This window comes from Thalassospira sp. MCCC 1A03138 (assembly GCF_002115785.1).
Classification (GTDB): domain Bacteria; phylum Pseudomonadota; class Alphaproteobacteria; order Rhodospirillales; family Thalassospiraceae; genus Thalassospira.
On record NZ_JFJY01000005.1, the window covers coordinates 241,252 to 264,700 of the forward strand.

Annotated in this window: 22 protein-coding genes and 1 tRNA gene; 11 read left to right on the top strand and 12 right to left on the bottom strand. The window is 54.4% G+C overall.

From position 1 onward, the window contains the following. Positions 1–18 precede the first annotated feature (18 nt). Together glmS and glmU are read right to left on the bottom strand one after the other, a co-directional pair. Positions 19–1,842 (bottom strand): glutamine--fructose-6-phosphate transaminase (isomerizing), encoded by a 1,824-nt coding sequence (gene glmS, locus TH468_RS12535; protein ID WP_085644563.1) that lies wholly within the window; start codon positions 1,840–1,842, stop codon positions 19–21. Positions 1,843–1,906: 64 nt separating this feature from the next. Next, the gene (glmU, locus tag TH468_RS12540; protein WP_085644565.1) at positions 1,907–3,250 is read right to left on the bottom strand and encodes a bifunctional UDP-N-acetylglucosamine diphosphorylase/glucosamine-1-phosphate N-acetyltransferase GlmU; all 1,344 of its coding nucleotides are present in this window, start codon (positions 3,248–3,250) and stop codon (positions 1,907–1,909) included. Between the two features lie 245 nt (positions 3,251–3,495). On the opposite strand from glmU, the gene TH468_RS12545 reads away from it, so the two are divergent. Together TH468_RS12545 and TH468_RS12550 are read left to right on the top strand one after the other, a co-directional pair. Next, positions 3,496–4,179, top strand: coding sequence for an HAD-IA family hydrolase (locus tag TH468_RS12545; protein WP_085644567.1), 684 nt, complete (start codon positions 3,496–3,498; stop codon positions 4,177–4,179). Between the two features lie 79 nt (positions 4,180–4,258). Then, positions 4,259–4,335 (top strand) — tRNA-Val (locus TH468_RS12550). A 157-nt stretch (positions 4,336–4,492) separates the two neighbouring features. On the opposite strand, the gene araD is transcribed toward TH468_RS12550, so the two are convergent. From araD to chvE, 4 genes are all read right to left on the bottom strand, one after another. Continuing rightward, entirely contained in the window at positions 4,493–6,241 is a 1,749-nt protein-coding gene (gene araD / locus TH468_RS12555; protein ID WP_085644569.1) for an L-arabinonate dehydratase, read from the bottom strand. A gap of 153 nt (positions 6,242–6,394) precedes the next feature. After that, a complete protein-coding gene (mmsB, locus tag TH468_RS12560; protein ID WP_085644571.1) occupies positions 6,395–7,582 on the bottom strand; it encodes a multiple monosaccharide ABC transporter permease in 1,188 nt (395 codons plus the stop codon). Between the two features lie 11 nt (positions 7,583–7,593). After that, positions 7,594–9,117, bottom strand: coding sequence for a multiple monosaccharide ABC transporter ATP-binding protein (mmsA, locus tag TH468_RS12565; RefSeq protein ID WP_062952029.1), 1,524 nt, complete (start codon positions 9,115–9,117; stop codon positions 7,594–7,596). A 149-nt stretch (positions 9,118–9,266) separates the two neighbouring features. Further along, positions 9,267–10,346, bottom strand: a complete 1,080-nt coding sequence (gene chvE / locus TH468_RS12570) for a multiple monosaccharide ABC transporter substrate-binding protein (protein WP_062952028.1) — start codon at positions 10,344–10,346, stop codon at positions 9,267–9,269. A 224-nt stretch (positions 10,347–10,570) separates the two neighbouring features. On the opposite strand from chvE, the gene TH468_RS12575 reads away from it, so the two are divergent. From TH468_RS12575 to TH468_RS12610, 8 genes are all read left to right on the top strand, one after another. Continuing rightward, positions 10,571–11,557 carry a LysR family transcriptional regulator gene (locus tag TH468_RS12575; RefSeq protein ID WP_062952027.1) on the top strand — a complete coding sequence of 329 codons (987 nt, stop codon included), beginning with the start codon at positions 10,571–10,573 and terminating at the stop codon, positions 11,555–11,557. Between the two features lie 195 nt (positions 11,558–11,752). Next, positions 11,753–12,706, top strand: coding sequence for a hypothetical protein (locus tag TH468_RS12580; RefSeq protein WP_139834708.1), 954 nt, complete (start codon positions 11,753–11,755; stop codon positions 12,704–12,706). 158 nt (positions 12,707–12,864) lie between these two features. Next, positions 12,865–13,419, top strand: a complete 555-nt coding sequence (locus TH468_RS12585; RefSeq protein ID WP_085644574.1) for an AAA family ATPase — start codon at positions 12,865–12,867, stop codon at positions 13,417–13,419. Between the two features lie 31 nt (positions 13,420–13,450). Next, positions 13,451–13,915: a thermonuclease family protein gene (locus tag TH468_RS12590; RefSeq protein WP_114121152.1), complete on the top strand. Its 465-nt coding sequence runs from the start codon at positions 13,451–13,453 to the stop codon at positions 13,913–13,915. Positions 13,916–14,017: 102 nt separating this feature from the next. Continuing rightward, the gene (gene msrB, locus TH468_RS12595; protein ID WP_085644576.1) at positions 14,018–14,458 is read left to right on the top strand and encodes a peptide-methionine (R)-S-oxide reductase MsrB; all 441 of its coding nucleotides are present in this window, start codon (positions 14,018–14,020) and stop codon (positions 14,456–14,458) included. 291 nt (positions 14,459–14,749) lie between these two features. Then, positions 14,750–15,289 carry a hypothetical protein gene (locus TH468_RS12600; protein ID WP_139834709.1) on the top strand — a complete coding sequence of 180 codons (540 nt, stop codon included), beginning with the start codon at positions 14,750–14,752 and terminating at the stop codon, positions 15,287–15,289. After that, complete coding sequence (locus TH468_RS12605; protein ID WP_085644580.1) at positions 15,273–15,653, top strand: hypothetical protein; 381 nt, start codon at positions 15,273–15,275, stop codon at positions 15,651–15,653. The genes TH468_RS12600 and TH468_RS12605 overlap by 17 nt, the downstream gene beginning before the upstream one ends. Continuing rightward, positions 15,650–16,426, top strand: coding sequence for a hypothetical protein (locus TH468_RS12610; RefSeq protein ID WP_085644581.1), 777 nt, complete (start codon positions 15,650–15,652; stop codon positions 16,424–16,426). Before TH468_RS12605 ends, TH468_RS12610 begins: the two co-directional genes overlap by 4 nt. Positions 16,427–16,474: 48 nt before the next feature. On the opposite strand, the gene TH468_RS12615 is transcribed toward TH468_RS12610, so the two are convergent. Genes TH468_RS12615 through TH468_RS12640 form a run of 6 tightly spaced genes read right to left on the bottom strand, consistent with a single transcriptional unit; the run spans position 16,475 to position 22,442 of the window. Next, positions 16,475–16,969 (bottom strand): HAD family hydrolase, encoded by a 495-nt coding sequence (locus TH468_RS12615; protein ID WP_085644583.1) that lies wholly within the window; start codon positions 16,967–16,969, stop codon positions 16,475–16,477. Beyond that, entirely contained in the window at positions 16,966–17,556 is a 591-nt protein-coding gene (locus tag TH468_RS12620) for a histidine phosphatase family protein (protein WP_085644585.1), read from the bottom strand. The genes TH468_RS12615 and TH468_RS12620 overlap by 4 nt, the downstream gene beginning before the upstream one ends. Before the next feature lie 17 nt (positions 17,557–17,573). Next, complete coding sequence (locus TH468_RS12625; RefSeq protein WP_085644587.1) at positions 17,574–18,662, bottom strand: MBL fold metallo-hydrolase; 1,089 nt, start codon at positions 18,660–18,662, stop codon at positions 17,574–17,576. Continuing rightward, the gene (locus tag TH468_RS12630) at positions 18,662–19,738 is read right to left on the bottom strand and encodes an ABC transporter ATP-binding protein (RefSeq protein WP_085644589.1); all 1,077 of its coding nucleotides are present in this window, start codon (positions 19,736–19,738) and stop codon (positions 18,662–18,664) included. Before TH468_RS12630 ends, TH468_RS12625 begins: the two co-directional genes overlap by 1 nt. Further along, entirely contained in the window at positions 19,726–21,462 is a 1,737-nt protein-coding gene (locus TH468_RS12635) for an iron ABC transporter permease (protein WP_085644591.1), read from the bottom strand. Before TH468_RS12635 ends, TH468_RS12630 begins: the two co-directional genes overlap by 13 nt. Further along, positions 21,462–22,442, bottom strand: a complete 981-nt coding sequence (locus tag TH468_RS12640; RefSeq protein WP_196871236.1) for an ABC transporter substrate-binding protein — start codon at positions 22,440–22,442, stop codon at positions 21,462–21,464. Before TH468_RS12640 ends, TH468_RS12635 begins: the two co-directional genes overlap by 1 nt. A gap of 232 nt (positions 22,443–22,674) precedes the next feature. Here TH468_RS12640 and TH468_RS12645 point away from each other — a divergent pair, with 232 nt between their 5' ends. Next, positions 22,675–23,448 (top strand): DeoR/GlpR family DNA-binding transcription regulator, encoded by a 774-nt coding sequence (locus tag TH468_RS12645; protein ID WP_085644593.1) that lies wholly within the window; start codon positions 22,675–22,677, stop codon positions 23,446–23,448. The last annotated feature ends 1 nt before the right edge of the window (position 23,449 follow it).

Sequence of the window (23,449 nt, forward strand, 5' to 3'; positions counted from 1 at the left end):
TCGCCAGAAATATCGACTTTATTCCACCGTAACCGACTTGGCGAGGTTACGGGGCTGATCGACATCCGTGCCCTTGTGAACCGCCACATGATAGGCCAGCATCTGAACCGGAATCGTATAAAGGATCGGTGCGACGAAGTCCGCAACCTTTGGCAGTTCGACCGTGGCGGATGCCATATCGCCAAGCTTCGCAAGCCCCTCTGCATCAGACAGGAAAATTACCCGTCCGCCACGTGCAGCCGCTTCCTGCATGTTCGATGCGGTTTTTTCAAAAAGTTCGTCGGACGGTGCAATAACGATGATCGGAACCGACTGATCAATCAGGGCAATCGGGCCATGCTTCATCTCGCCCGCCGCATAGCCTTCGGCGTGGATATAGGAAATTTCCTTGAGCTTCAGCGCCCCTTCCATCGCAATCGGATAGCCAAGGCCGCGGCCGATATAAAGCACATCGCGCGCATCAGCGATATTGATCGCAAGTTCACGGATTTCATCGTCATGATGAAGGACTTCGGCCGCATGTTTTGGCACCTCGGTCAGCGCGTTGACGATGGCGGCTTCCTCGTCCTTGTCCAGCGTCCCGTTATCTCGTCCAATCGTCACCGCAAGGCAGGCCAGCACCGTCAATTGCGTGGTAAATGCCTTGGTCGAGGCGACACCGATTTCCGGCCCGGCATAGGTCAGCAAGACCACATCGCTTGCACGTGCAATCGTGCTTTCGGCCACATTGACGATGGAAACGATTTTCTGACCCTTGGACTTCGCATAACGAAGGGCTGCCAGCGTATCAAGCGTCTCGCCGGATTGCGAAAGAAACAGCGCAACGCCCCCTTTTGGAAGCGGCGGGCAGCGATAGCGGAATTCGGACGCAATATCGACATCAACGCCAAGTCCGGCATAGCGTTCGATCCAGTGCTTTGCCACCATTCCGGCATAGAAGGACGTGCCGCACGCTACAATCGTCAACCGGCTGACATCGTTAAACGAAAACGGCATGTCGGGCAGCTTGATCGTGCGCGTTGCCGGATTGATGAAGGCATGCAACGTGTCGCCAATCACGGCTGGTTGCTCGAAAATTTCCTTTTGCATGAAATGATTATAGTTACCCTTGCCCATCATGGCCCCGGAGACAGCCGAAAGCTTTGTTTCGCGGGTAACGCCATTATCATGCTCGTCCCGGACCTGAACGCCGTCGCGAGTCAGTTCGACCCAATCGCCTTCCTCAAGGTAAATCAACTTGTTGGTCAGGTGCGACAGAGCCATCGCGTCCGAACCAAGATACATCTCGCCCTCGCCCAAACCAACAGCAAGTGGTGTACCACGGCGCGCGCCAAAAATCACGTCATGCTGTCCGGCAATCATGATTACTAGCGCAAAGGCCCCCTCAATCCGATGTAATGTGGCAGCGACTGCTTCTCGCGGGGTTTTGCCCTGATCAAGGAAGTCGGAAACCAGATGCACGATCACTTCGGTGTCAGTATCGGTGGCAAAAACCCGGCCCTTGCCGGAAAGCTCAGCCTTGATTTCCTGATAATTTTCGATGATGCCGTTATGCACCACGGCAACCTTGCCGTCGGTGTGCGGATGGGCATTGTTTTCGGTCGGCACACCGTGGGTCGCCCAGCGGGTGTGACCAATGCCGACATCCCCCGCCAGCGGCATTTCCGCAAGACGGTTGGCAAGATTGATCAGCTTTCCTTCGGCCCGGCGGCGATCAATATGACCATTCACAAGGGTCGCAATCCCGGCACTGTCATAGCCCCGATATTCAAGCCGTTTAAGCCCTTCAAGAATACGGTCGCTGACGCTGTCCTTGCCAATAATGCCGATAATGCCGCACATAGTTATTATCTTCCCCGTCGAAATTTTGCCCGTCGCGCACGCAAATGCCGCGCGTTAATTGCCGTTACTTACCCAAAAGGGCCTTCATCTTCTCGCGAAATACCCGCGCCCAGCCCGGTTTATCAAGCCGTTGCGCACGCTCTATCACCAGGGCATCGGCTTCGACCGTTCCGGTAATCGTGCTGCCCGCACCAATAATGGCACCATCCCCGATGGATACGGGGGCGACCAGTGCCGAATTGGAACCGATAAATGCACCTGCCCCGATATCAGTATGCTGTTTGCGATATCCGTCGTAATTGCATGTGATGGTTCCGGCACCGATATTGGCCTTTGCCCCGATACGGGCATCACCGATATAGCTGAGGTGATTGACCTTCGCCCCGTCTTCAACAACAGCCTTTTTGATCTCGACAAAATTTCCAACCCTGGCACCGGCACCAATTTCCGCGCCCGGTCGCAAACGGGCATAGGGCCCGATATCGGCTTTGTCGCCCACCACACAGCTTTCAAGATGGCTGAAGGCTTTGATGGTTACCTCATCGCCAACCGTAACACCGGGACCGAAAAACACATTCGGCTCGATAACAACATCCCGGCCCAATCTGGTGTCGCTGGCCAGATAGACCGACCCCGGATCAATCAGGGTCGCACCATTCACCATTGCCGCCTCGCGCAGGCGTGACTGCATAATGGCTTCGGCCTCGGCAAGCTGGCTTCTGGAATTCACGCCAAGTGTCTCTTCCTCGGCGACCTCAACAGCAACGCAACTATTGCCGTTGACACGCGCCACCTCGACCGCATCGGTCAGGTAATATTCGCCCTTGGCATTGGCATTTCCAATCGCTTCAAGGGTTTCAATCATGCTTTCAGCACGGAAGCACATCACACCGGAATTGCAAAAATTGATCGCACGTTGCGTTTCGTCACATTCCTTGTCTTCAACAATCGCCAGTAACTCACCATTTGCCGGATCGGTCACAAGGCGGCCATAACCGGTCGGGTCTTCAGGGCGAAATCCCAAAACCGCAACCGCGTGATCGCCATCCTCGCGCGCCGCGACTAGGCGCAACAGGGTTTCGGCGGTAAAAAGCGGACTGTCGGCATAAAGCACAAGGACATTGCCCGGAAGGCCCCGCAGGGCCTGTTTAGCGGCAAGCACTGCATGTGCGGTTCCATGTCGATCGGTTTGTTCAAATGTCGGATGCGGGGACACGGCCTCAATCAGTTTGGGCATATCCGGCCCGACAACAATCATGGTTTTGGTTGCGTTAAGATGGGCCGCCGTATCAATCACATGATTGACCATTGGCTTACCTGCAATCTTGTGCATGACCTTGGGGATCTCGCTTTTCATTCGCGTTCCCATACCCGCAGCCAGAACCACCACACTTAATTCACGCGACATGCTTTAACCCTGTTGTGCCATGCGTTACACGGCGTCCCCTTTGTTTTCGATCCGGTCACGATATCCCGGTCCGAACCTGTCACAGCCGATTTGAAGCAACTCCTAACCTATAATCCCCAAAGGCAAAAGCCCCGAAAGAATCACGTTTTGTTACTTCGTGTTAGCAGATGTTACCGTTTGTTAATGACACCATTTCGGTTAAGGTCCGATAAATCGATTTTCATTTTCAAAGGCAGCATCGCAAAATGGCAAAATTCATCCTGTTCGATCTTGACGGCACCCTGATTGACGGGGTGGATGATCTGCTGTTTGCTATGAACGAAACCCTCGCCGCCCACGACCTTGCGCCACTTGCCCGTCCCGAACTCGAAGCCATGCTGGGCGATGGCACCAGAATACTGACCAAACGGGCGTTTGATGCGCGCGGTGTCACGATTGATGGTCAACAACTTGATGACTGCGAAGGCGATTTCACCACACGTTATGTCGACACCGACTATGCCCATACCCGCCTGTTTGAAAATGCCGAAGCAACCCTTCGCAATCTGGCAGCAGATGGTTGGATCATTGGTCTGGCCTCAAACAAACCGACCGCACCCTGCAAACGCATCCTTGAACGGCTGGGTGTCTCCGACCTGTTTGCCGTGATTGCCGGCGGCGATGCAACGCACGTTAAAAAGCCAGACGGCGCTCATTTGGCATTCGCCCTGGATCAAGCCGGATATGACCGGGCACGGGGCGATATCTCGATCATGGTTGGCGATCATGCCAATGATGTGAATGCCGCACGCGATTTGGGCATTCCGGCCATTGCGGTGGCCTTTGAAGTCGATAATACACATGCAAAAAATCTGGGCGCGGACGGGGTTGTTACTGCATTTGAAACCCTGCCAGACACAATCAGGAAAATCGTCAAACAGGCTGCTTGACACCCCTGGATCACAACCTTATAACCCCGCGCTACCGACGGAAAACAAGCTGCCCAACCGGGCCGCGATTTCCGAATTCGGGCGTATAGCTCAGTTGGTTAGAGCGTTCCCTTCACACGGGAGAGGTCACAAGTTCGAATCTTGTTACGCCCACCATTTTCCCAAAAAATCGATCCCTTCACATAATTGCCCGCGCAGGGAAACTGACCGTCTTTATTGTGATTGTGGTGAAGAACAAAAAACCGGTCAGCAGTTTCCTGCCGACCGGTCGGAGTGCGCAATCAACGCTATCGCGTCTTGCGGGAGATTTGATCTAATGGCTGTCTTTCGGAATTTCCTTGCCACGATGACCGACAAGGAAGTCGAAATCGGCCCCCTTGTCCGCGCCAATAACGCTTTTGTAATACAGCGACGCATAGCCACTTTCGGGTACCGGCACCGTTGATTTCCAGTTATCAAGGCGCTTTTTAAGCTCCTCGTCACTGATATCGAGATGCAGTTTGCGGTTTGGCACATCCAGTTCAATCATATCGCCATTCTGCACCACCGCCAACGGGCCGCCAGCAGCGGCTTCAGGGGATGTATGCAGAACCACCGTGCCATATGCTGTACCGCTCATACGGGCATCGGAAATACGCACCATGTCGGTAATGCCCTTGCGCAGCACCTTGGGCGGCAAGCCCATATTGCCGACCTCGGCCATGCCCGGATAGCCTTTCGGCCCGCAGTTTTTCAGGACCATGATGCAGTTTTCATCGATATCAAGGCTTTCGTCATAGATCTTGGCCTTGTAATCGTCGATATCTTCAAACACCACGGCACGACCACGATGGGTGAGCAAGGAAGCTGTTGCCGCCGACGGTTTCAACACCGCACCATTGGGCGCAAGGTTGCCTTTGACAACCGCAATACCACCGCTTTGGGTCAGGGCCTTTTCGAACGGACGAATGACATCGTCACTCCAGTTCTGAACATCCTTGACCTGATCCCACATGGTGTCACCCGAAACGGTCAATACATCATTATGCAGCTTGCCCGCCTCGCCCAGTGCCTTGATGACCACCGGTAAACCACCGGCATAGAAGAATTCCTCCATCAGGTATTTGCCCGAGGGCTGCAGATTCACAATCGTCGGAATGTCACGACCCAGACGGTCCCAATCATCAAGTGTCAGGTCGATGCCAACACGCCCGGCAATGGCGAGCAAATGGATCACCGCATTGGTCGAACCGCCAATCGCCCCATTGACCCGGATCGCATTTTCAAACGCTTCCTTGGTCATGACGTCGGATGGTTTCAGGTCGTCCTTGACCATCTGCACGATCCGGCGGCCGGTCACATGCGCCATCACGCGGCGACGGCTGTCCACGGCCGGAATCGCAGCATTGCCCGAAAGCGCCATGCCCAGTGCCTCGGCCATGCTGGCCATGGTGGATGCGGTGCCCATCGTGTTGCACGAACCGGGCGAACGCGACATGGCGATTTCGGCTTCAAGGAAATCCTCGGTACTGATCTTGCCGGCTTTGCGGTCTTCGGAAAGCTGCCAAAGCGACGTGCCCGAACCGATATCCTGACCGCGCCATTTACCGTTCAGCATCGGCCCGCCGGTGACCACAATCGCCGGGATATCAACACTTGCAGCCCCCATCAAAAGGGCTGGGGTGGTTTTATCGCAGCCCACCATCAGAACCACACCGTCAAGCGGCGTTCCGCGCAGCGCTTCCTCGACATCCATAGCGCACAAATTACGGAACATCATGGCGGTCGGGCGCAATGTGCTTTCGCCCGGCGAGAAAACCGGGAATTCAAGCGGCAAACCACCAGCTTCGTAAATACCGTGTTTGACGCGTTCCGCCAGATCGCGCAAATGCGCGTTGCAAGGCGTCAGCTGCGACCAGGTATTGCAAATCCCGATCACCGGACGACCGTCAAACAGGTCCGATGGCAGGCCCTGGTTCTTCATCCAGCTGCGGTGATAGATATTGTCCTTGCTGGTTCCGCCGAACCAGCCTTCCTGCGAACGCAGGACGCGGGGCCATGCTGCCGGTTTGAACTTCGTCATGCCCGTTCTCCTTTATGAGTTTTTATCGAGACGGGTCCGTTTCCATATGGATGTGGCATTCCATATAGGGGACTTTGAACGGCACGGCTTTGCAATTGCTTTATCAAAGCAACTGATCCTGTCAGAACCGTGCCGTTCCTCGTCTGCATGTTGTTACGCTTTGTTCTTGTTATAGACGTCAAAGATCACAGCCGCGAGCAGGACCAGACCCTTGATGACCTGCTGCCAGTCGATACCAACACCAATGATCGACATGCCGTTATTCATGACCCCCATGATCAACGCGCCAACCACCGCACCGATCACCTTGCCAACCCCGCCCGACATCGACGCGCCACCGATAAACACGGCCGCAATCACATCAAGCTCGAACGCAAGACCGGCTTTCGGGGTTGCCGTATTCAAACGCGCGGCAAACACCAGACCGGCGAGTGCGGCCAACATGCCCATATTGGCAAAGGTCAGGAAGGTCAGGCGTTTGGTATTGATGCCCGAAAGCTTGGCGGCTTTTTCATTCCCGCCCAGCGCATAAATACGGCGACCAAGCGTTGTGCTGTTGGTGATGAAGGTGAATATCGCAATCAGAAGCGCCATCACGATCAAAACGTTCGGTAACCCGCGATAGGTCGACAGAAGATAGGTGACATAAAGTATCGCGATACCGGCAATCGCATGTTTGGCGGCAAAGAACGCGATCGGCTCTTCGACTTCGGCGAACTTCGCCTGCTTGGCGCGTGCCCGCAGACCAAGGACCGGCAGGATCACCGCGATTGCAACGCCCAGAACCATCGAAAAGATGTTAAACCGGCCTTCGATCAAACCGGCAAAGAAATCGGGGAGGAAGCCCGAAGACATCGCCTGGAAGCTGTCAGGGAACGGACCAACCGATGCCCCGCCCAGAAGCGCCAGCGTCAAACCTTTAAACACCAGCATACCGGCCAGCGTCACGATAAAGGACGGAATGCGCCAATAGGCAACCCAATATCCTTGGGCGGCACCGATAATCGCACCGACGATCAGACAGGCCGGGATCACAATAATCGTCGGCAAATCCCAATGGACAATCATCACCGCAGCAAGCGCACCGATAAAGCCGACGACCGATCCGACCGAGAGGTCAATATGGCCACCGACAATCACCAGCAGCATGCCTACTGCCATTATGATGATATAGCTGTTCTGAAGGAACAGGTTGGTCAGGTTGACCGGTTTGAGCATCACGCCATCGGTCATCACCTGGAAGAAGGCCAGAATCGCGATCAGCGCGATCACCATGCCGTATTCGCGCATATGCGTGCGCAGGTAATAACCCATTGATTTTCTGCTAGAAGTATCCGTCATTGTCTGCTTCCTCACGCTTTCAGGATCATGCGCATGATTTTTTCCTGGCTGGCATCGTTTGCCGCCAGTTGCCCTTTGATCTCACCCTCGTTCATCACATAGATGCGATCGCACATGCCCAGAAGCTCCGGCATCTCCGACGAGATCATGATGACCCCCTTACCGTCGGCTGCCAGCTGGTTGATAATCGTATAAATCTCGTATTTCGCACCCACATCGATACCACGTGTTGGCTCGTCCAGAATAAGGACCTCCGGCCCGGCAAACAGCCATTTTGCCAGAACGACTTTCTGCTGGTTCCCGCCCGAAAGATTGACCGCCTTTTGCGCGACATTCGGGGTGCGGATATTGATTTTGCTGCGGTATTCCTCGGCCACCTGACGTTCGGCACCTTCATTGATGACACCACGTTCGGCAACACCATCAAGATTGGCGAGCGTAATATTGGTCGTGATGCTTTCTTCAAGCACCAGCCCCATTTCCTTGCGATCCTCGGTGACATAGGCAAGACCCGACGCAATCGCCTTTTCGACGGTCGTTACATCCGCAGGCTTGCCATTGATCAGGACTTCGCCGCTGATGTCCGCGCCATAGGCACGGCCAAAGATGCTCATGGCAAGTTCGGTCCGCCCGGCCCCCATCAGACCGGCAATGCCAACAACCTCGCCCGCCGCAACATCGATATTGACGTTTTTGACGACCTTGCGTTCAGGATGCAGTGGATGGGTCACATTCCAGTTGCGGACTTCCATCAGCTTGGCCGTACCGATATTGGGCGTACGATCCGGATAGCGGTGCGCCATATCGCGCCCGACCATATCCTTGACGATATCGTCCTCGGTAATTTTGCCGCCGCGCGCATCTAGGGTCGAAATCGCCTTGCCATCGCGAATGATCGTGATGCGGTCCGCAACGCGATTGATCTCGTTCAGTTTGTGCGAAATCAGGATCGACGTAATGCCCTGCGCCTTGAATTCCAGCAACAGGTCCAGAAGCTTCTGGCTATCATTTTCCTGCAAGCTTGCCGTGGGCTCGTCAAGGATCAGAAGTTTGACCTTTTTCGAAAGCGCCTTGGCAATTTCAACAAGCTGCTGCTTGCCGACACCAATATTCGTAATCAGTTCGCTGGGTGTTTCGCGAAGGCCGACCTTTTTCAAAAGCTCGCCAGTGCGCGCAAAGGTCGCGGGCCAGTTGATCACACCATTTTCACAAATCTCGTTGCCCAGAAAGATGTTTTCGGCAATCGACAGCAACGGTACAAGTGCCAGTTCCTGGTGAATGATGATGATGCCGCGCTCTTCGCTGTCGCGGATATCCTTGAATTCCTGCACATCCCCGTCATAAAGGATGTCACCTTCATAGCTACCGATCGGGTAAACGCCGCTCAGTACCTTCATCAGGGTCGATTTACCGGCCCCGTTTTCGCCGCAAAGGGCGTGGATTTCACCACGTTCCACTTTAAGGCTGACATCGTCCAGCGCCTTCACCCCCGGAAAGGTTTTGGTGATGTTGCGCATTTCCAGGATGGTATCCATCCGGTCCTCCCACTGCCGATGCTATTACAACGGCCATATTCTCGGTCGCAGTCTTGTTTACCTGCAACTGTCCATTTTCGGCAGCACAGGAAAAAGGCGGGCCAGCATTCAAGAGCGAGCCCGCCCTTTGTCACGTTCAGATCAGCAAATTACTGAACCTGATCCTTTTCGTAGTAGCCCGAGCCGACCAGGATTTCTTCCCAGTTGGATTTGTCGACCATGACCGGTTCCAGCAAATAGGACGGCACAACCTTGACACCGTTGTCATAGGTTTTGGTGTCATTGATGGTCGGTTCTTTACCGGCAAGAACGGCATCAACCATCGAAACTGTGACACGTGCAAGTTCACGGGTGTCCTTGAAGATCGTGGAATACTGTTCACCGGCAAGGATCGACTTGACCGACGGCAGTTCCGCATCCTGACCGGTTACAACCGGCATTTTCATGTCGCCGGAACCATAGCCAACGCCCTTAAGCGACGACAGGATACCGATCGAAAGACCGTCATAGGGCGACAGGACACCATCAACCTGATCGTCAGTGTAATAAGCCGACAGCAGGTTATCCATACGGGCCTGTGCAACCGCACCGTCCCAGCGAAGTGTACCGACCTTGTCCATGCCCATCTGGCCGGATTTGATCACAACCGTGCCCTCATCGATCAACGGCTGCAGAACCGACATTGCGCCGTTATAGAAGAAGTAAGCGTTGTTATCGTCCGGCGATCCACCGAACAGTTCAACGTTGAACGGCGGTTCGCCCTGCGCCAGAAGACCGTCAACAAGCGAGGTTGCCTGCTGCACGCCGACCTGGAAGTTATCAAAGGTCGAATAATAATCGACATTGGCACTTTCGCGGATCAGGCGGTCATAGGCGAAAACCTTGATCCCGGCGGCCTTGGCATTTTCAAGTGCATTCGAAAGCGTTGTGCCATCGATTGCAGCAATCACAAGGACATCGACGCCCTTGACGATCATGTTTTCAATCTGGGAAAGCTGGTTGGGAATATCGTCTTCTGCATATTGCAGATCGGTTTTGTAACCGGCGTCTTCGAACTGCTTAACCATGGACTCGCCGTCCGAAATCCAGCGTGCCGAGGATTTGGTGGGCATCGCGATCCCGACATATCCTTTTTCATCGGCATGTGCATAACTGCCAGAAATCATCGGGCTCATCATTGCGGCCGCGCCAAAGGCGACCCCTGCCATTACGGCACTGAGACGTTTCATATCTTTCCTCCCTAAAAGACACGGCCTTTACAGCCTTTTGCCCGACTTTCCAGGCAAAGCTGCCTGTATGCGCCGCGTCTTTGTTTTTCGCTTGGTGATGCATCCCGTTTTCCCGCAGGATGCGGCGCCATTATTCCGGGGCCAGACATAACAATCAAATAAGGAATTTCGAAACTTGCATATCAAAAATGATATATTAAACTTGTCTGGCAAGGAGAACCATCATGACCGAACCCGCCAAGACGCTGCCGCTCAGTTCCGCGAAATCCCTGCTGTTTCGATCCGGCAATCTGTTTCAACGTGGACTGAAGCTTAGCCATCTGCGCATGATCGTCGCGATGGAAGAAACCGGGCAGATCAGCCAGGCCGCAGACATGTTGCAAACATCGCAGCCCGCGGCATCGCGTCTGTTGTCGGAAATGGAAACCATCCTTGAAGCCCGACTGTGCGTGCGCGGATCACGCGGTATTGAAATGACCAATGCCGGTCGCGCCCTTGCCCGGCGTGCGCGCAGCATGCTGATTGAAATCCGCGAGGCCGAACGCGAGATTGAGGATATCAAACATGGCGGCGGCACGGTTTTTATCGGTGCGGTGACCGCCGCGGCAGTCGATCTGGTCGTGCCCGCGATCCGAACCGTACAGTCGATCAATGCCCTGCTTGAAGCCCATGTTTCGGTCGGGCCATCGCATTTGCTGATCAAGGATCTACTGGCAGGCGATCATGATTTTGTCATTGGTCGCGTGCCCGAGGACATGGACCCACGCCAGTTCAATATCCGCGAAATCCGAAGCGAGAAAATCCGCCTGATGGTCCGCGCCGGGCACCCGTTGCTTGCCGAAAACAAAGCGGTATCCCTTGCCCGTCTTGCCAAGTTCGAATGGATTTTACCGCCACCGGGCAACCTGATGCGCCGTACGATCGAAGATGTTTTCATCTCGCGCCATTTGCCTTTGCCGCATTCCAGCCTGAATTCCGCGTCACTTCTGGTCACCCTTTCCACCCTGTCGGGCACGGATGCCATTGCGCCAATGGCCGAAGAAGTCACATCGCTTCTGAGTATCGGGGGCATGATTGCCGAACTGCCATTTGACGATGCGATTGAAATCAAGCCCTACAGCCTGATTACCGCGCGCGGGCATCGTCTGTCGCCATCGGCACAACTTGTTTCGGACCATATTCTGGCCCGTATCGAAAAGCCCGATCCATAATTTTGTGCCGCTGCCCCGGCTCCTACCAAATGCGAGTGGCGCAATGGCATATGTTTCGCATAAGATTCTGACACAAATACAAAACATTTCACCGGACACGTAATGCGACCTGTAACACTTACAGTTTTGACAGTTTTGACAACCGGACTGGCACATTTTTCCGCTACAGGCTTTGCGCAGGAAAATGCTGCCGAGATGCAAGCGGCCGATCCCTACGTCCTGTTTGACCTGCGCGACGATTTTGTCTGGAACCTGACGCATTACCAGATCCTCAACCCCGACGAGGATGTTGTAAGAACCCTGATCGCCGAAGCCGATCAGGGTCAGATGGTTTTTGATATGGTCCTGCGCGATACGGTCCCGCCCTATTGCGAATTGCGGTTTGATCCGACGATTTGCGATGATCGTGGCACCCCGGTCGACTGGTATAGCGACCTTCCACAGACAATCTGCATGGATATTCCGGCCAATGTTACCTTTGACCATGCCGACCGGTTAAAGGGGGCAAAGTACCTGTGTCTTGAACCACGTGAACGACTTCTGTTGCCCGAAAGCTGGCAAGACAGACAATCGGGTGCGCAAACCTATCTGTCGCAGCGGATCGAACCTGGGGCTGTTACGGTCCGCGACGATATCGCCACCATCGATATTCTTGTCCTTGATGCCATAAACACCCCGCTTTCGACATTGACACCCGAAGGATATGGTGACGCCAAAACTGGCATGACCGAGGATGAAGTTCGTGCTGCCATGGTCGAACCGATGACATCAACCCGCGAAGGGACCGAGGATGCCGAATGCTATCACCTGCAATCGGCTGGCGGCCCGACCGGGCTTGGCTTTATGATGGTCGATAGCAAACTGGCCCGCATTTCGGTTTATGCCGACGAATATGACATCGCTACCAGCCTGATCCGAACTGGCCGCGCCATTCAGGTCGGCGATACCATTGATGACGTGCGCGCCGCATATGGCGATGGCCTGATCGAGGAAGAACACGAATATGACGGCCCCGATGGCCGTTATCTGACATGGTGGGCAAATGATGCCAAAACATCGGGCATCCGCTTTGAAACCGGGCGGGACGGCACCGTAACCGCCATCCATGCCGGGACCGGCTCTATCGCCCGGGCCGAAAGCTGCTACTAGGCGTCCATCTCTGTATTGACAGCCTGTCGCCAGCGGATTAATGCCCTGCGTCTCCCTGCCTTGCGGGCGTCCTGCCCCAAAGGTCCAAACAATCATTTTTACGCCATCAGCTTGCCGCAAAGCGCTTTCATATCGTGCGCCTTGTGCAGGGAATACGAATGCAATCGCCTTATCCATCCAATCTTGTTGTCATCACCGGCGGGCCCGGTGCAGGCAAGACCACATTGATCAATTATCTTCATGAACGTGGCTATGAAATCAGCCGCGAAGTCGCGCGTGCCGTGATCAAGGAACAGCAGGAACGCGGCGGCAATGCCCTGCCTTGGGGCGATAACGAAGCCTATGCCGGGTTAATGACGCGCGGTTCGATCCGCGCCTGGCAACATGGCATGGGTCAGGACCCGCAAATGGTTTTCTTTGATCGCGGCCTGCCCGATACGCTCGCCCACCGTGAACTTTCCGGCCTGCCCGATGATCCCGGGCTTAAACGCGCCATTGAAACCTATCGCTATCGCAGAACGGTTTTCATCCTGCCGCCATGGTCGGAAATCTACAAAAACGACAATGCGCGAACACAAAGCTTCTCTGAGGCCGTCAGAACATATGTCGTTCTGTATCGCACCTATCTTCAATGCGGTTATGAGCCGGTTGAAATCCGTAAAGGTCCCGTCGAACAACGCGCCGGCCAGATTCTTGCCCGCCTGAAACTTTAATCCGCCTTAGACAAGCCAAAAGAACACGCCCATGCCCCGCCGGTCCGTCCATCACACGATCATGACTTCGCTCCTCGTTACTCTCCTCTCGCCATTCGCCCCTATCGCTGCCAACGCCGCCTGCTATGACTGGCCGCTTCGTGAACGTCAGGGCGAATATGCCTATGACGGCGACACCATCTATGTGAATATCCCCGGCCTTCCCGGCGAAATTGCCGAAATGTCGGTGCGTGTGCGTGGGGTGGATACGCCCGAAATCCGTGGCAAATGCGAAACCGAAAAATCCCTTGCCGGCAAAGCCCGTGATTTCGCGCGTCAAAGCCTGAAATCGGCCAAACGCGTTGAATTCTGCGAACCTGAATGGGGGCGTTATGGTGGGCGTGTCGTTGCATCGGTGCGCATTGACGGCAAGGCACTTGATCAGGAACTAATCAATCAGGGTTTCGCCCGCCCTTATGACGGCAAAACAAAGCGCCAGCCGTGGTGCCAAGGGTGAACAAGCCACCAAAATCCATAACTTTGCCGTGAAGGCACTGGACATTGCGGCCAATCCGACCATCTTCGGAAGCATGACAAAATCACGCCTGCCGGAGTAACCATGACGAAATACACCAAGAACCCGGACGCAATCAAAGCACTTGACGCCAACCAGTATCACATCACGCAAAACAGCGGCACCGAACCGCCGTTTCGCAATGAATTCTGGGATCACAAGGAAGACGGGCTTTATGTCGATATCGTCTCGGGCGAGCCGTTATTCACATCCCGCGACAAGTTTGATTCCGGCTGCGGCTGGCCAAGCTTCACCCGCCCGGTCGAAACCGATCATGTCATCGCCCGCGAAGACAATACGCACGGCATGCGCCGGATTGAAGTCCGCTCCAAACATGGTGACAGTCATCTGGGCCATGTTTTTCCCGATGGCCCCAAAGAAGCCGGTGGCCTGCGCTATTGCATCAATTCCGCATCGCTGCGTTTTATCCCCGTCCGCGATCTTGAGGCAGAGGGATACGGCGACTATCGTCACGAATTCGAATAATTATTGCGGCAAGATATCTCTGCAAACGCCACCCTAAAGACAGCACTTATTACCTCAGAACAGCCGTAGACCCCATCTACACAACTAGCTGTCGACATAGAAGTATCGAACCGCAAATAGAACTGGGTCTCGGCACCAAAAGCACTATGCGACAGTACGGTCTAGTATTAATTTTACATTAACAATCATGAATGTTGCGCAACCCAAAGCTGTTTAGCATAATAAGATATTATCTATTCACAAACTGAATAGCTGGCTTGTTTAGGCTGCTCAACTATGGAGTTGACATATATGTCAACTGTACGCAAACTGGTAGAAGATGGTCAGCTACAGAAGTTCGAGTGTGAACTTGAAGCAAGCGCTTTACCACAGCGTTACATATATGCCACCCCTGAAGTTGCTCAGTTTGTCGAAGAAGAGCTTGGAAATGCACAAACGCTATACCCGGAAAACTCTGTATCCCCAGCAGAACAACTGGACGATGTATTTCATCAATATTGCTCAGGCGGGAGCATAACTGTAGCCGGTGCCTGTTATTGGATGGGCGCAAACAAACGCCACGATAACCTTAAAGAGCTTCGTATCGCCCCTAAAGATGTCTGGGAATTCAAAACCACCGACCTAAGAATTTTTGGTTGGTTTCACGAAGTCAACATCTTCATCGTCACAAACATCAAGATGAAATCAACCCTTGAGCAACTTCGAGAAGAACGCGATCTGGATTTATACCCAGGACTCTGTGAAGAGGCGGTTACCAAAAGAACGAGACTAGGGCTGGAACCCAAGAAAAGACCGACATATCTGGAGATAGTCAATGGGCTTCAAAATTAACCTTACACCACACAGTCGTGCGGCTGGTCGCTTCATTGGGCAAGTGCGCCGAGATTTAGTGAAAGCGGTTGAAGAAGCAACAAGCAAATATGGGAAAACACGCTCTGATATGGCTCGCAATATTGGATGCGATAAAGCCGTAATCACGCGCAAACTCTCCGGCAAGGCTGACTTGACTCTCCGATCTATCGCTGAGATCGCTTACGAGTCAAACACCCGACCCAAGATAGTTTTCGAGAAAGCTCATATTGTGAAAGAGGGAAGCAATCAAGCATCTACAAACCCAAATGAGCACATGCATGAACTTGATGCACACCACTCGGCACAGACACAATCAACTACCGTCATGGTTCAAGTAGCATGACTGTACAAAACTTTGCAACTGCGGCCTTTTATGATGACGCTCGCCGAGAGGTGAGCGGCAAGGTAACATTTGTTGGGCGCTACAATCGGGAGCTATTAGTTCAAAATTTCCCGCATACGATCACGGCGATGCATATTGATGTTACTTACGGAACAGATGTACGCACGCCCGATTTTCTAAAAGAAATACGGTTGACTATTCCGAACGAGCCAGAACCAATAGTAGTTCCCCTTGAAGCTCCACTATCAGGCGAGCAGCTCGGCCCGATACCTGACGATGCTAAAGTAATACAATTTACTGTCGGAATTCCAATCGCCGGAATTGAAGCAAATGCCCCCAGCGAGATAGTTGTTCATACTTACTCAACCAAAGGAACTCACATCATTGCCGGACGCTTAAAAATTAATACCGCACCTAAACCATCAGCGGTTAACTGGCATCAAGCAGCCCTGCAATCGATCATCAACCATTTTTCTTCTATAGAAAAGACTGGTGACATATCCTTGTTTGATTTATCAGCTAGCACTCTGATGCATCAAATAGTGGCATCATCAGTATGTTCCCCAGACGCGTCTCAAACGGAATGTCGCATAGCACTATCTCCACGATCTTGCCTCGTATTACTGCCGATGAAGGTTGAAAATCTAGCATCGAAGCTTGTCTTACGTAGTGAGCACGAGTCATTTGAAACGCTAAATGACATCGGTTTCCGTGTTTTATTTTCAGAAGACCAAAAGAATCCCAGAGCAGTCGAGTTTGAAATTCAAAACTAATCTTTGGATTATCCAACCAACCATTTTAGCGAGACGGTTCAAAAGCGATTAAAAATCCCCCGGAGCACATTGCAGACAGGTCAGCCCCATATCACGCCATTTGTCCACCACCCGCTTGCGATCATCGACCACCAGCCATGGGTTAAAACCATCCGCCCGGATTTGTGCCAGAAGTTCTTCCTTGACTTCCTCGTCTGTGCGGTGATCTGCATCTTCCGGGCGCAGATACATGCCGTCAAACGGAATGCCATGCGCACGAAGCCATGCTTCGGAGCGGTGCTGCCACCCGGCCGGGCGGCCCGAGCAGATTACAATCGCCTGCCCGGATTGATGCAGAACCCGCAAAAGCCGTTCGATATCTGCAATCGGGGCGGCCTTGTCCATTTCATCGAAAAACGCATCCCAATGCTTTTCCACCCCATGCACCAGATGCCCCAATTCATCGGCATCGAAATGGGCCAATGTGCCATCCATATCAAACACCACCGCATCACGAACGGACGATATGTTTACCCCTAAAGTACTGGTTGTGGGCTGGCTCACGCGGAAATCTCCCTGATCAAATCTTCGGTCAAATTTTCATATTCCCATCCCATTGCCGTCGGACGAAACAGGATCGGTGTTGCATTGGCAATGCGCGGGCCTTCGGCATCAAAGCCGGTCATATAAAGAATGCAGCGCCCGACACCCGAATGGGCTACCACCACGGTCAGACGATCACTGACCCCGGCCAGCGCGGTCTGCATGGCAAACGATACCCGCTGACACATGGCATCAAATCCCTCGCCATTTGGCGGAGTGTCGAACCGCGAACACACTTCGGAAATCGGACGGCCTTCAAGATCGCCCCAATGGCGTTCGCGCAATCCGTTAAGAATGTGCAAATCATAATCGGGCAAAACAAGTTCGGCTGTTTTGCGCGCCCTGTCCTGCGGGCTGACATAGACCGCCTGCCATTTTCCCATCGCCATCAATGGTGCAATCGCACGCGCCTGTTCGCGGCCGGCATTGTTCAATGGCGGCTCGCTTGACCCGGCGATGATTTCGGCCTTGTTGGCATCGGTTTCCCCGTGCCGGATAAACACAAACGGCACTTTCGGAAAATCGAACGTCTTTGCAGGATAAATCATGTCTGGTTTTCGCCCATTTACAGATAAAACCGATCCGAAAGCTGTAACCGCCCGTCAAAGCCATCGACAAGGGCAAAGTCCTCCGGACGGCCATTAAACAGCGGTACGATCTGCATCGCGTGGCAATCATTGGCCATCGCGACCACGTCATCAAACAGCGGATGCACGTTCCAGCGCCGGAAATGGGCATGCCCCTTTTCGACCATGCGGCGTGCCTCGGCTGGCATGAAACCGGTAAAGATTACATGCGCATCGCGGCCCAGCCGTCCGTCCCTTCCCCATTTTTCAATCAGTTCGCCCGCCACGCCATATGTGCCGCACGGCGCGTGACACAAAAGCAATCTGGCATCCGGATTGAAATCCCGCGCCTTGTCCTTAAGCCCGCGCAGCTTTTTGATCGAATCAAACGATACATAATCCGATCCCCCGTCGCCCAGAACCTGTTTAACGCGCCCATAGCACCGCGCATCCATCGACCAGTCGGCCATGCCGTGTTTTTCAAACAGCAACGCCATTTCAGCCGCCCGCCCGCTCGGCGGTACAGGAAACAGGATCTGGCCATCAAGTTTGGACATCTTGGTCAAAAGCCCGTCGATCCGCACCTGCTGTGTCAGGCGTTCCATACCATAGGACGCGTCCATCAAAACCGTCGCCGCGTCGGGCGGCGTGTCATACAGGAAGTAATCAGATTCCTTGCAGAAATCGCCGGTGTAAAGAACCCCGCCACCCAGTTCAAAATGCAGCCATACTCCGCCAAAGGCATGCCCAGTCCTCCCGGTCGTAACCGTCACACCGTCAACCTGGATTTCCCCATAAGGTGGCAGGATGATCACATTCGCACCGGCGGGTAATGACCGTGCTGTGACTTCGGTACAATAAATCGGCAGGCCTGCCGCAATAACTTCGGCCGCGGCCCCGATATGATCGACATGATCATGAGTAATGAAAACAGCGTTAACTTTATTGAGCCATGCCAGGTCAAAACCGCTGTCATTTTCCGGACCGACCCCGCAATCAAGCAGCCAGCGCCGGTTGAAAAACTCCAGCCACAGACAGGCCGGGCCCTTTTCACCAAGTCCCGATAAAACACGAATCCGGGCAGACATCAGGCGGCCTCATCTTCTGATCGGTTAAACACCCATCCATCGGAAATCACCAATCCGACGGTTTCGCCGATCCGTGCGCGTTTCGTCGCATAAACCGGTAAAACCTGGTCGGCACCGACCCGAACCTGAAGACGGAACCGACCGCCCAGATAAACGCAATCCTCGACCGAACCGCGCAATGTCCCGACCTCGTCGACCCAGACATCCTCTGGCCGCAAACACAAACCAAGTTCGTTCATATTGCTGGCCGCCTTCTGGCAAATCCGCGCATGGATCGCCGCATCACCCAATCGCACCGAACACCGTCCGGCACCCCGCATGGATACGTCACCAATCGGCAACACCGCCCCAGCCCCGACAAAGCCCGCGACCATATGATCGGCCGGTTCACGGTAAAGGGTTTCCGGGGCCGCCATCTGACGAATGCAGCCCTTGTCCATCACCGCAATCCGGTCGGCCATGGCCATGGCTTCGGCCTGATCGTGGGTGACGTAAATCATTGTCGCCCCGGTCCGGCGATGGAAATCCAGAAATGCCTGCTGCATGGTTTCGCGCAGATGCACATCAAGGTTTGCAAGCGGTTCGTCCAGCAACACCGCGCGCGGCTCCATCACCAGACAGCGCGCCAATGCAACCCGCTGGCGCTGCCCACCCGAAAGTTCCGTCGGGCTGCGGTCGGCATAAGGTTCAAGGGCAACAATCGACAATGCCTCGGCAATTTTCGCATCACGTTCCGCCCGGCCAAGCCCGCGCACCTCCAACGGATAACCGACATTGCGCGCCACCGACATATGCGGCCAAAGCGCATAGGACTGAAACACGATGCCAAGGTTGCGTGCTTCTGGATTGATCATCACCCCGTTGGCAGGATCGGCAACTGCCTGCCCGCCCAGTGCGATGACGCCCTGATCGGGTTCCTCGAAACCGGCCAGAAGACGCAGCAAAGTCGTCTTGCCACAGCCCGACGGCCCCAGAAGGGCAACAAATTCGCCATCATGGATATCAAGCGATACCTGATTGACCGCGCGGTAATCGCCAAAAGATTTGGTAATCCGCGAAAGATTTATGTCTGCCATGGCACAACTCCCTTGGGCAAACGACGTGATGCCAGTTGGAAACCGGTCATCAACGCAATAACAACCAGCACGACCAATACCGCCACGGCCGAGGCCAGAACGGTGTCGCCACTGTCATCGAGATTGAAGATCAAAACACCCAGCGTCTCGTTTCCGGCCGACCACAAAAGGGCCGAAACCGTCAATTCGTTAAACGCTGTCAAAAACACAAGTAACGCGCCGGCTGCCGCCGACGGTGCCGCCAATGGCAAAAGGATATCGCGCAACCGGCGGCCAAGCCCTGCACCGCATGCCTGTGCCGCTTCTTCCAATGCCGGATCAAGCTGGGAAAAACTGTTCATCACCGGGCGCAGCGCAATCACCAGAAACCGAGCCAGATAGGCAACAAAAATGATCGCAAGCGTGCCATACAAACTGATATCGATTACCGGAATGCGGATGAACAGAAGAATACAGGCAATCGCCAAAACCACACCGGGCAAGGCATAGGGCACCTCGACCAGAAGATTGACCATATGGGTCAACCGGGTTGGCCGCCGGACAATCACATAAGCCAGCGGCAAACAGATCGCGACCAGCGTCACCGCCGCACCGATCGACAACATGAAACTGTTATGGAACGCCCGGATGGTCGAGGGCTGAACAAACAGGACTTCGTAAAACGCATCGAAACTGTAATTGGCAAGACTTAGCTTAACGCCAAATGCCGGGACCAATGCGGTCGCAACCAACGCCATCAACGGGATCACCAGAATGGCGATCAAAACCGTCCAAAGCACCGCTTCAACAAATGTCCTGCGTGCGCCCAACCGGATATCAAGTGGCCGCCCCACCATCCCCATAAGACGATAGTCACGCTTGCCCAATAACCGGTGATGCACCGCCACGCCCAAAATCGCAATCGTCCCGATCAGCATCGCCAGTACCGAAACCTCGCCCAGAACCGACGGACCAAATCCCGCCAGCTTCTGATAAATCAAGGTCGGTAATGTCGAATAATTGGCGGGTATCCCCAACATCGCCGGTATCCCGAAATTGCCAAGGGCCGTGACAAACGCCATCGCCGTCCCGGCAATCAAACCGGGGCTTGTCAGTGGCAAAATGATCTGCCACCACAAACGACCGCCACGCGCACCCGCCAAACGGGCTGCTTCGATCTGTTCGCGCGGCAGCATGCGCAAATTGGCCCGAAGGGTCAGAAACACGATTGATGCATGCTGAATACCCAGCAAAAGCGCAATCCCCTCGGCCGAATAAAACGGCTGGGGCGATCCCATCGGGGGTGCCATGCCAAGCGCATTCAAAAGCGCGCTGCTCGGCCCGGTCAGTTGCACCCACGCCAACGCCGTGATCTGCGGCGGGATCATCATCGGGATCATGAAACAGAAAACCAGTACCGCCTTGGCGCGGATATCGGTCAGTGCGACCAGAAAGGCAAACGCGCCCCCGATCAGAAGCGAGATAATCGTTCCAAGCCCTGCGGTATAGAGACTGTTGGCAGTTGCCCGCCATGTCGTCGAACTGCCCAGAACATCGCGGATGTAATCCGCACTGGGCACACCGCCAACAAACACGCCCTCAATCGCAAGGCGCACAATCGGTAAAATCGAAATCACGAACACCGGCAATAAAAGCCATGGCAGCAACCGGTCCGAAGACCGGTTGCCAACCGTCGGGCTTTCAAAGCCGGGCATGAAGCCGCGAAGGCGACTTGCAGCCTGCATTATTCAGCCCCGAAAATGTCCGCGAACTTTTTCTTGTTCGCTTCTGCCTGTTCCAGTGCCACGGCCGGATTGAAATCCATCAGCTTGATGTCGCTGCGTGCCGGGAAACCTTCCGGCAATGCCATGTCGCCGCGTGCCGGGACATAACCCATGTCCAGAACCAGTTCCTGGCCTTTGCTCGACAGAACAAAATCAACAAACTTGTGCGCCGCATCGACGTTTTTGGCGTCTTTCATGATCGCAACCGGCTCGGTCACATAGGTGACACCTTCGGTCGGGAAAACGAAATCAACCGGCGAACCTTCGGCCTTGCCACGGATCGCAAGGAAATCGACAACCACACCATACGGCTTTTCGCCCGATGCAACGGCCTTGAACACGCCGCCATTACCACCCTGTGCACGCGCTTCGTTCGCGGCCAGTGCCTGATAATAATCCCAACCCAGTTCCTTGTTTTCCGTCAGGGTCGACAGATGAATAAGGGCTGCACCGGAATAAAGCGGGCTTGGCATCACAACCTGATTTTTCATCGCCGGATCGGCAAGATCGGCCCAGCTTTTCGGGGCTTTCTCGACACCAGTATTATAAACAATGCCGGTCGTGATCAGCTTGGTCGAATAGTAATAACCATCCGCATCATAAAGGGCGGCTTCATAGGCCGATGCTTCGGGCGATTTATACGCTTGCAAAAGCCCCTCGCCCTTCATGCCTTCCAGGGTCACGGTATCGGCGATCAGCAAAACATCCGGGCGCGGATCACCTGCCGCAATCTCGGCACGTAGTTTTGCCATCAGCTTGGTGGTGCCATCACGCACCCATTCGACTTCAACATCCGGATAGGCAGCCTTGAAGGCATCGACGGTGGTCTGGGCATCCTGATTTGGCTGGCTGGTATAAAGAACCAGTTTCTCGGCTGCCTGACCAACAACTGGCAGCATCATCGCAGCCGAAGCCACGGCAGCAAGAAGAACGTTACGCATCATCCACATCCCTTGATTGCGTGGGGCGTACCTTTTGCGGCCACCCCGAAGGTTTCGTTCGAAAACAATCCGACGGGGACGCTATATGGATTTCGATTTCAGTTGTGTGACAAAGCAAAGAATTAAATGTTTCAACAAGCGTACCGGGCTTTTCAGACATAACCAAGCCTGTCTATACTCCGTGACATCGCGAAACACCTGCTTTCGAACGAAAGAATATCAAAGGAAACCAATGTCCGATCCCGTGCCACTTGACCGCCGCCGCGACCGGATTGTCGCCCTTGTCAAATCCTGCGGCTTCATGGCGGTCGAAGAACTGGCACGCCGCTTTAACGTCTCGGTCCAGACAATCCGGACCGATCTGCGCGATTTGCAGGAACAGGGGCGCATCTTCCGCCGCCATGGCCTTGCCGGTCCGGCGCCCGATCCGGATAACTCGGCCTATGAAAAACGCGAAGTCTGGAACCGCAGTGGCAAACGCGCCCTTGCCGCCAAACTCGCCGATATCATCCCCGAAGGCTGCACCATCGCGATTGGCACCGGCACCACCGCCGAACTGGCCGCCCAAAGCCTGACCTCGCACCGTAACCTGACGGTGCTGACCAACAATATCCATGTGGTACTGACATTACAAAACGCGCCCAATGTCACGTTACGCCTTGCGGGCGGGACCATCCGCACCCGCGATCTTGATATCATCGGGGCTGACAGTGCGGAATTCTTTGGCACCTACCGCGCCGATTTCGGGATTGTCAGTGTCGGGGGGATGTCGGAAACCGGGGACCTGATGGATTTCAACATGGACGAAGTCCGCGCACGTCGCGCCCTTGCCGCCTGCTGCGATCACGCGATCCTATTGGTCGATGAAAAAAAGGTCGGTCGCAAGGCCCTGTGCCGCGATGGTCATGCATCGGATTTCAAAACCGTAATGCTTAACACCGCACCGGGCGATATTTTGCAACAGCAACTGGTTCGGGGCCGATCACAGGTGATCGTCGCGAACTAGG

Bases quoted from the DNA above. Each gene is read 5' to 3' on its own strand.
- glmS (WP_085644563.1), bottom strand. From the start codon at position 1,842: ATGTGCGGCATTATCGGCATTATTGGCAAGGACAGCGTCAGCGACCGT.
- glmU (WP_085644565.1), bottom strand. From the start codon at position 3,250: ATGTCGCGTGAATTAAGTGTGGTGGTTCTGGCTGCGGGTATGGGAACG.
- TH468_RS12545 (WP_085644567.1), top strand. From the start codon at position 3,496: ATGGCAAAATTCATCCTGTTCGATCTTGACGGCACCCTGATTGACGGG.
- araD (WP_085644569.1), bottom strand. From the start codon at position 6,241: ATGACGAAGTTCAAACCGGCAGCATGGCCCCGCGTCCTGCGTTCGCAG.
- mmsB (WP_085644571.1), bottom strand. From the start codon at position 7,582: ATGACGGATACTTCTAGCAGAAAATCAATGGGTTATTACCTGCGCACG.
- mmsA (WP_062952029.1), bottom strand. From the start codon at position 9,117: ATGGATACCATCCTGGAAATGCGCAACATCACCAAAACCTTTCCGGGG.
- chvE (WP_062952028.1), bottom strand. From the start codon at position 10,346: ATGAAACGTCTCAGTGCCGTAATGGCAGGGGTCGCCTTTGGCGCGGCC.
- TH468_RS12575 (WP_062952027.1), top strand. From the start codon at position 10,571: ATGACCGAACCCGCCAAGACGCTGCCGCTCAGTTCCGCGAAATCCCTG.
- TH468_RS12580 (WP_139834708.1), top strand. From the start codon at position 11,753: ATGCAAGCGGCCGATCCCTACGTCCTGTTTGACCTGCGCGACGATTTT.
- TH468_RS12585 (WP_085644574.1), top strand. From the start codon at position 12,865: ATGCAATCGCCTTATCCATCCAATCTTGTTGTCATCACCGGCGGGCCC.
- TH468_RS12590 (WP_114121152.1), top strand. From the start codon at position 13,451: ATGCCCCGCCGGTCCGTCCATCACACGATCATGACTTCGCTCCTCGTT.
- msrB (WP_085644576.1), top strand. From the start codon at position 14,018: ATGACGAAATACACCAAGAACCCGGACGCAATCAAAGCACTTGACGCC.
- TH468_RS12600 (WP_139834709.1), top strand. From the start codon at position 14,750: ATGTCAACTGTACGCAAACTGGTAGAAGATGGTCAGCTACAGAAGTTC.
- TH468_RS12605 (WP_085644580.1), top strand. From the start codon at position 15,273: ATGGGCTTCAAAATTAACCTTACACCACACAGTCGTGCGGCTGGTCGC.
- TH468_RS12610 (WP_085644581.1), top strand. From the start codon at position 15,650: ATGACTGTACAAAACTTTGCAACTGCGGCCTTTTATGATGACGCTCGC.
- TH468_RS12620 (WP_085644585.1), bottom strand. From the start codon at position 17,556: ATGATTTATCCTGCAAAGACGTTCGATTTTCCGAAAGTGCCGTTTGTG.
- TH468_RS12625 (WP_085644587.1), bottom strand. From the start codon at position 18,662: ATGTCTGCCCGGATTCGTGTTTTATCGGGACTTGGTGAAAAGGGCCCG.
- TH468_RS12630 (WP_085644589.1), bottom strand. From the start codon at position 19,738: ATGGCAGACATAAATCTTTCGCGGATTACCAAATCTTTTGGCGATTAC.
- TH468_RS12635 (WP_085644591.1), bottom strand. From the start codon at position 21,462: ATGCAGGCTGCAAGTCGCCTTCGCGGCTTCATGCCCGGCTTTGAAAGC.
- TH468_RS12640 (WP_196871236.1), bottom strand. From the start codon at position 22,442: ATGCGTAACGTTCTTCTTGCTGCCGTGGCTTCGGCTGCGATGATGCTG.
- TH468_RS12645 (WP_085644593.1), top strand. From the start codon at position 22,675: ATGTCCGATCCCGTGCCACTTGACCGCCGCCGCGACCGGATTGTCGCC.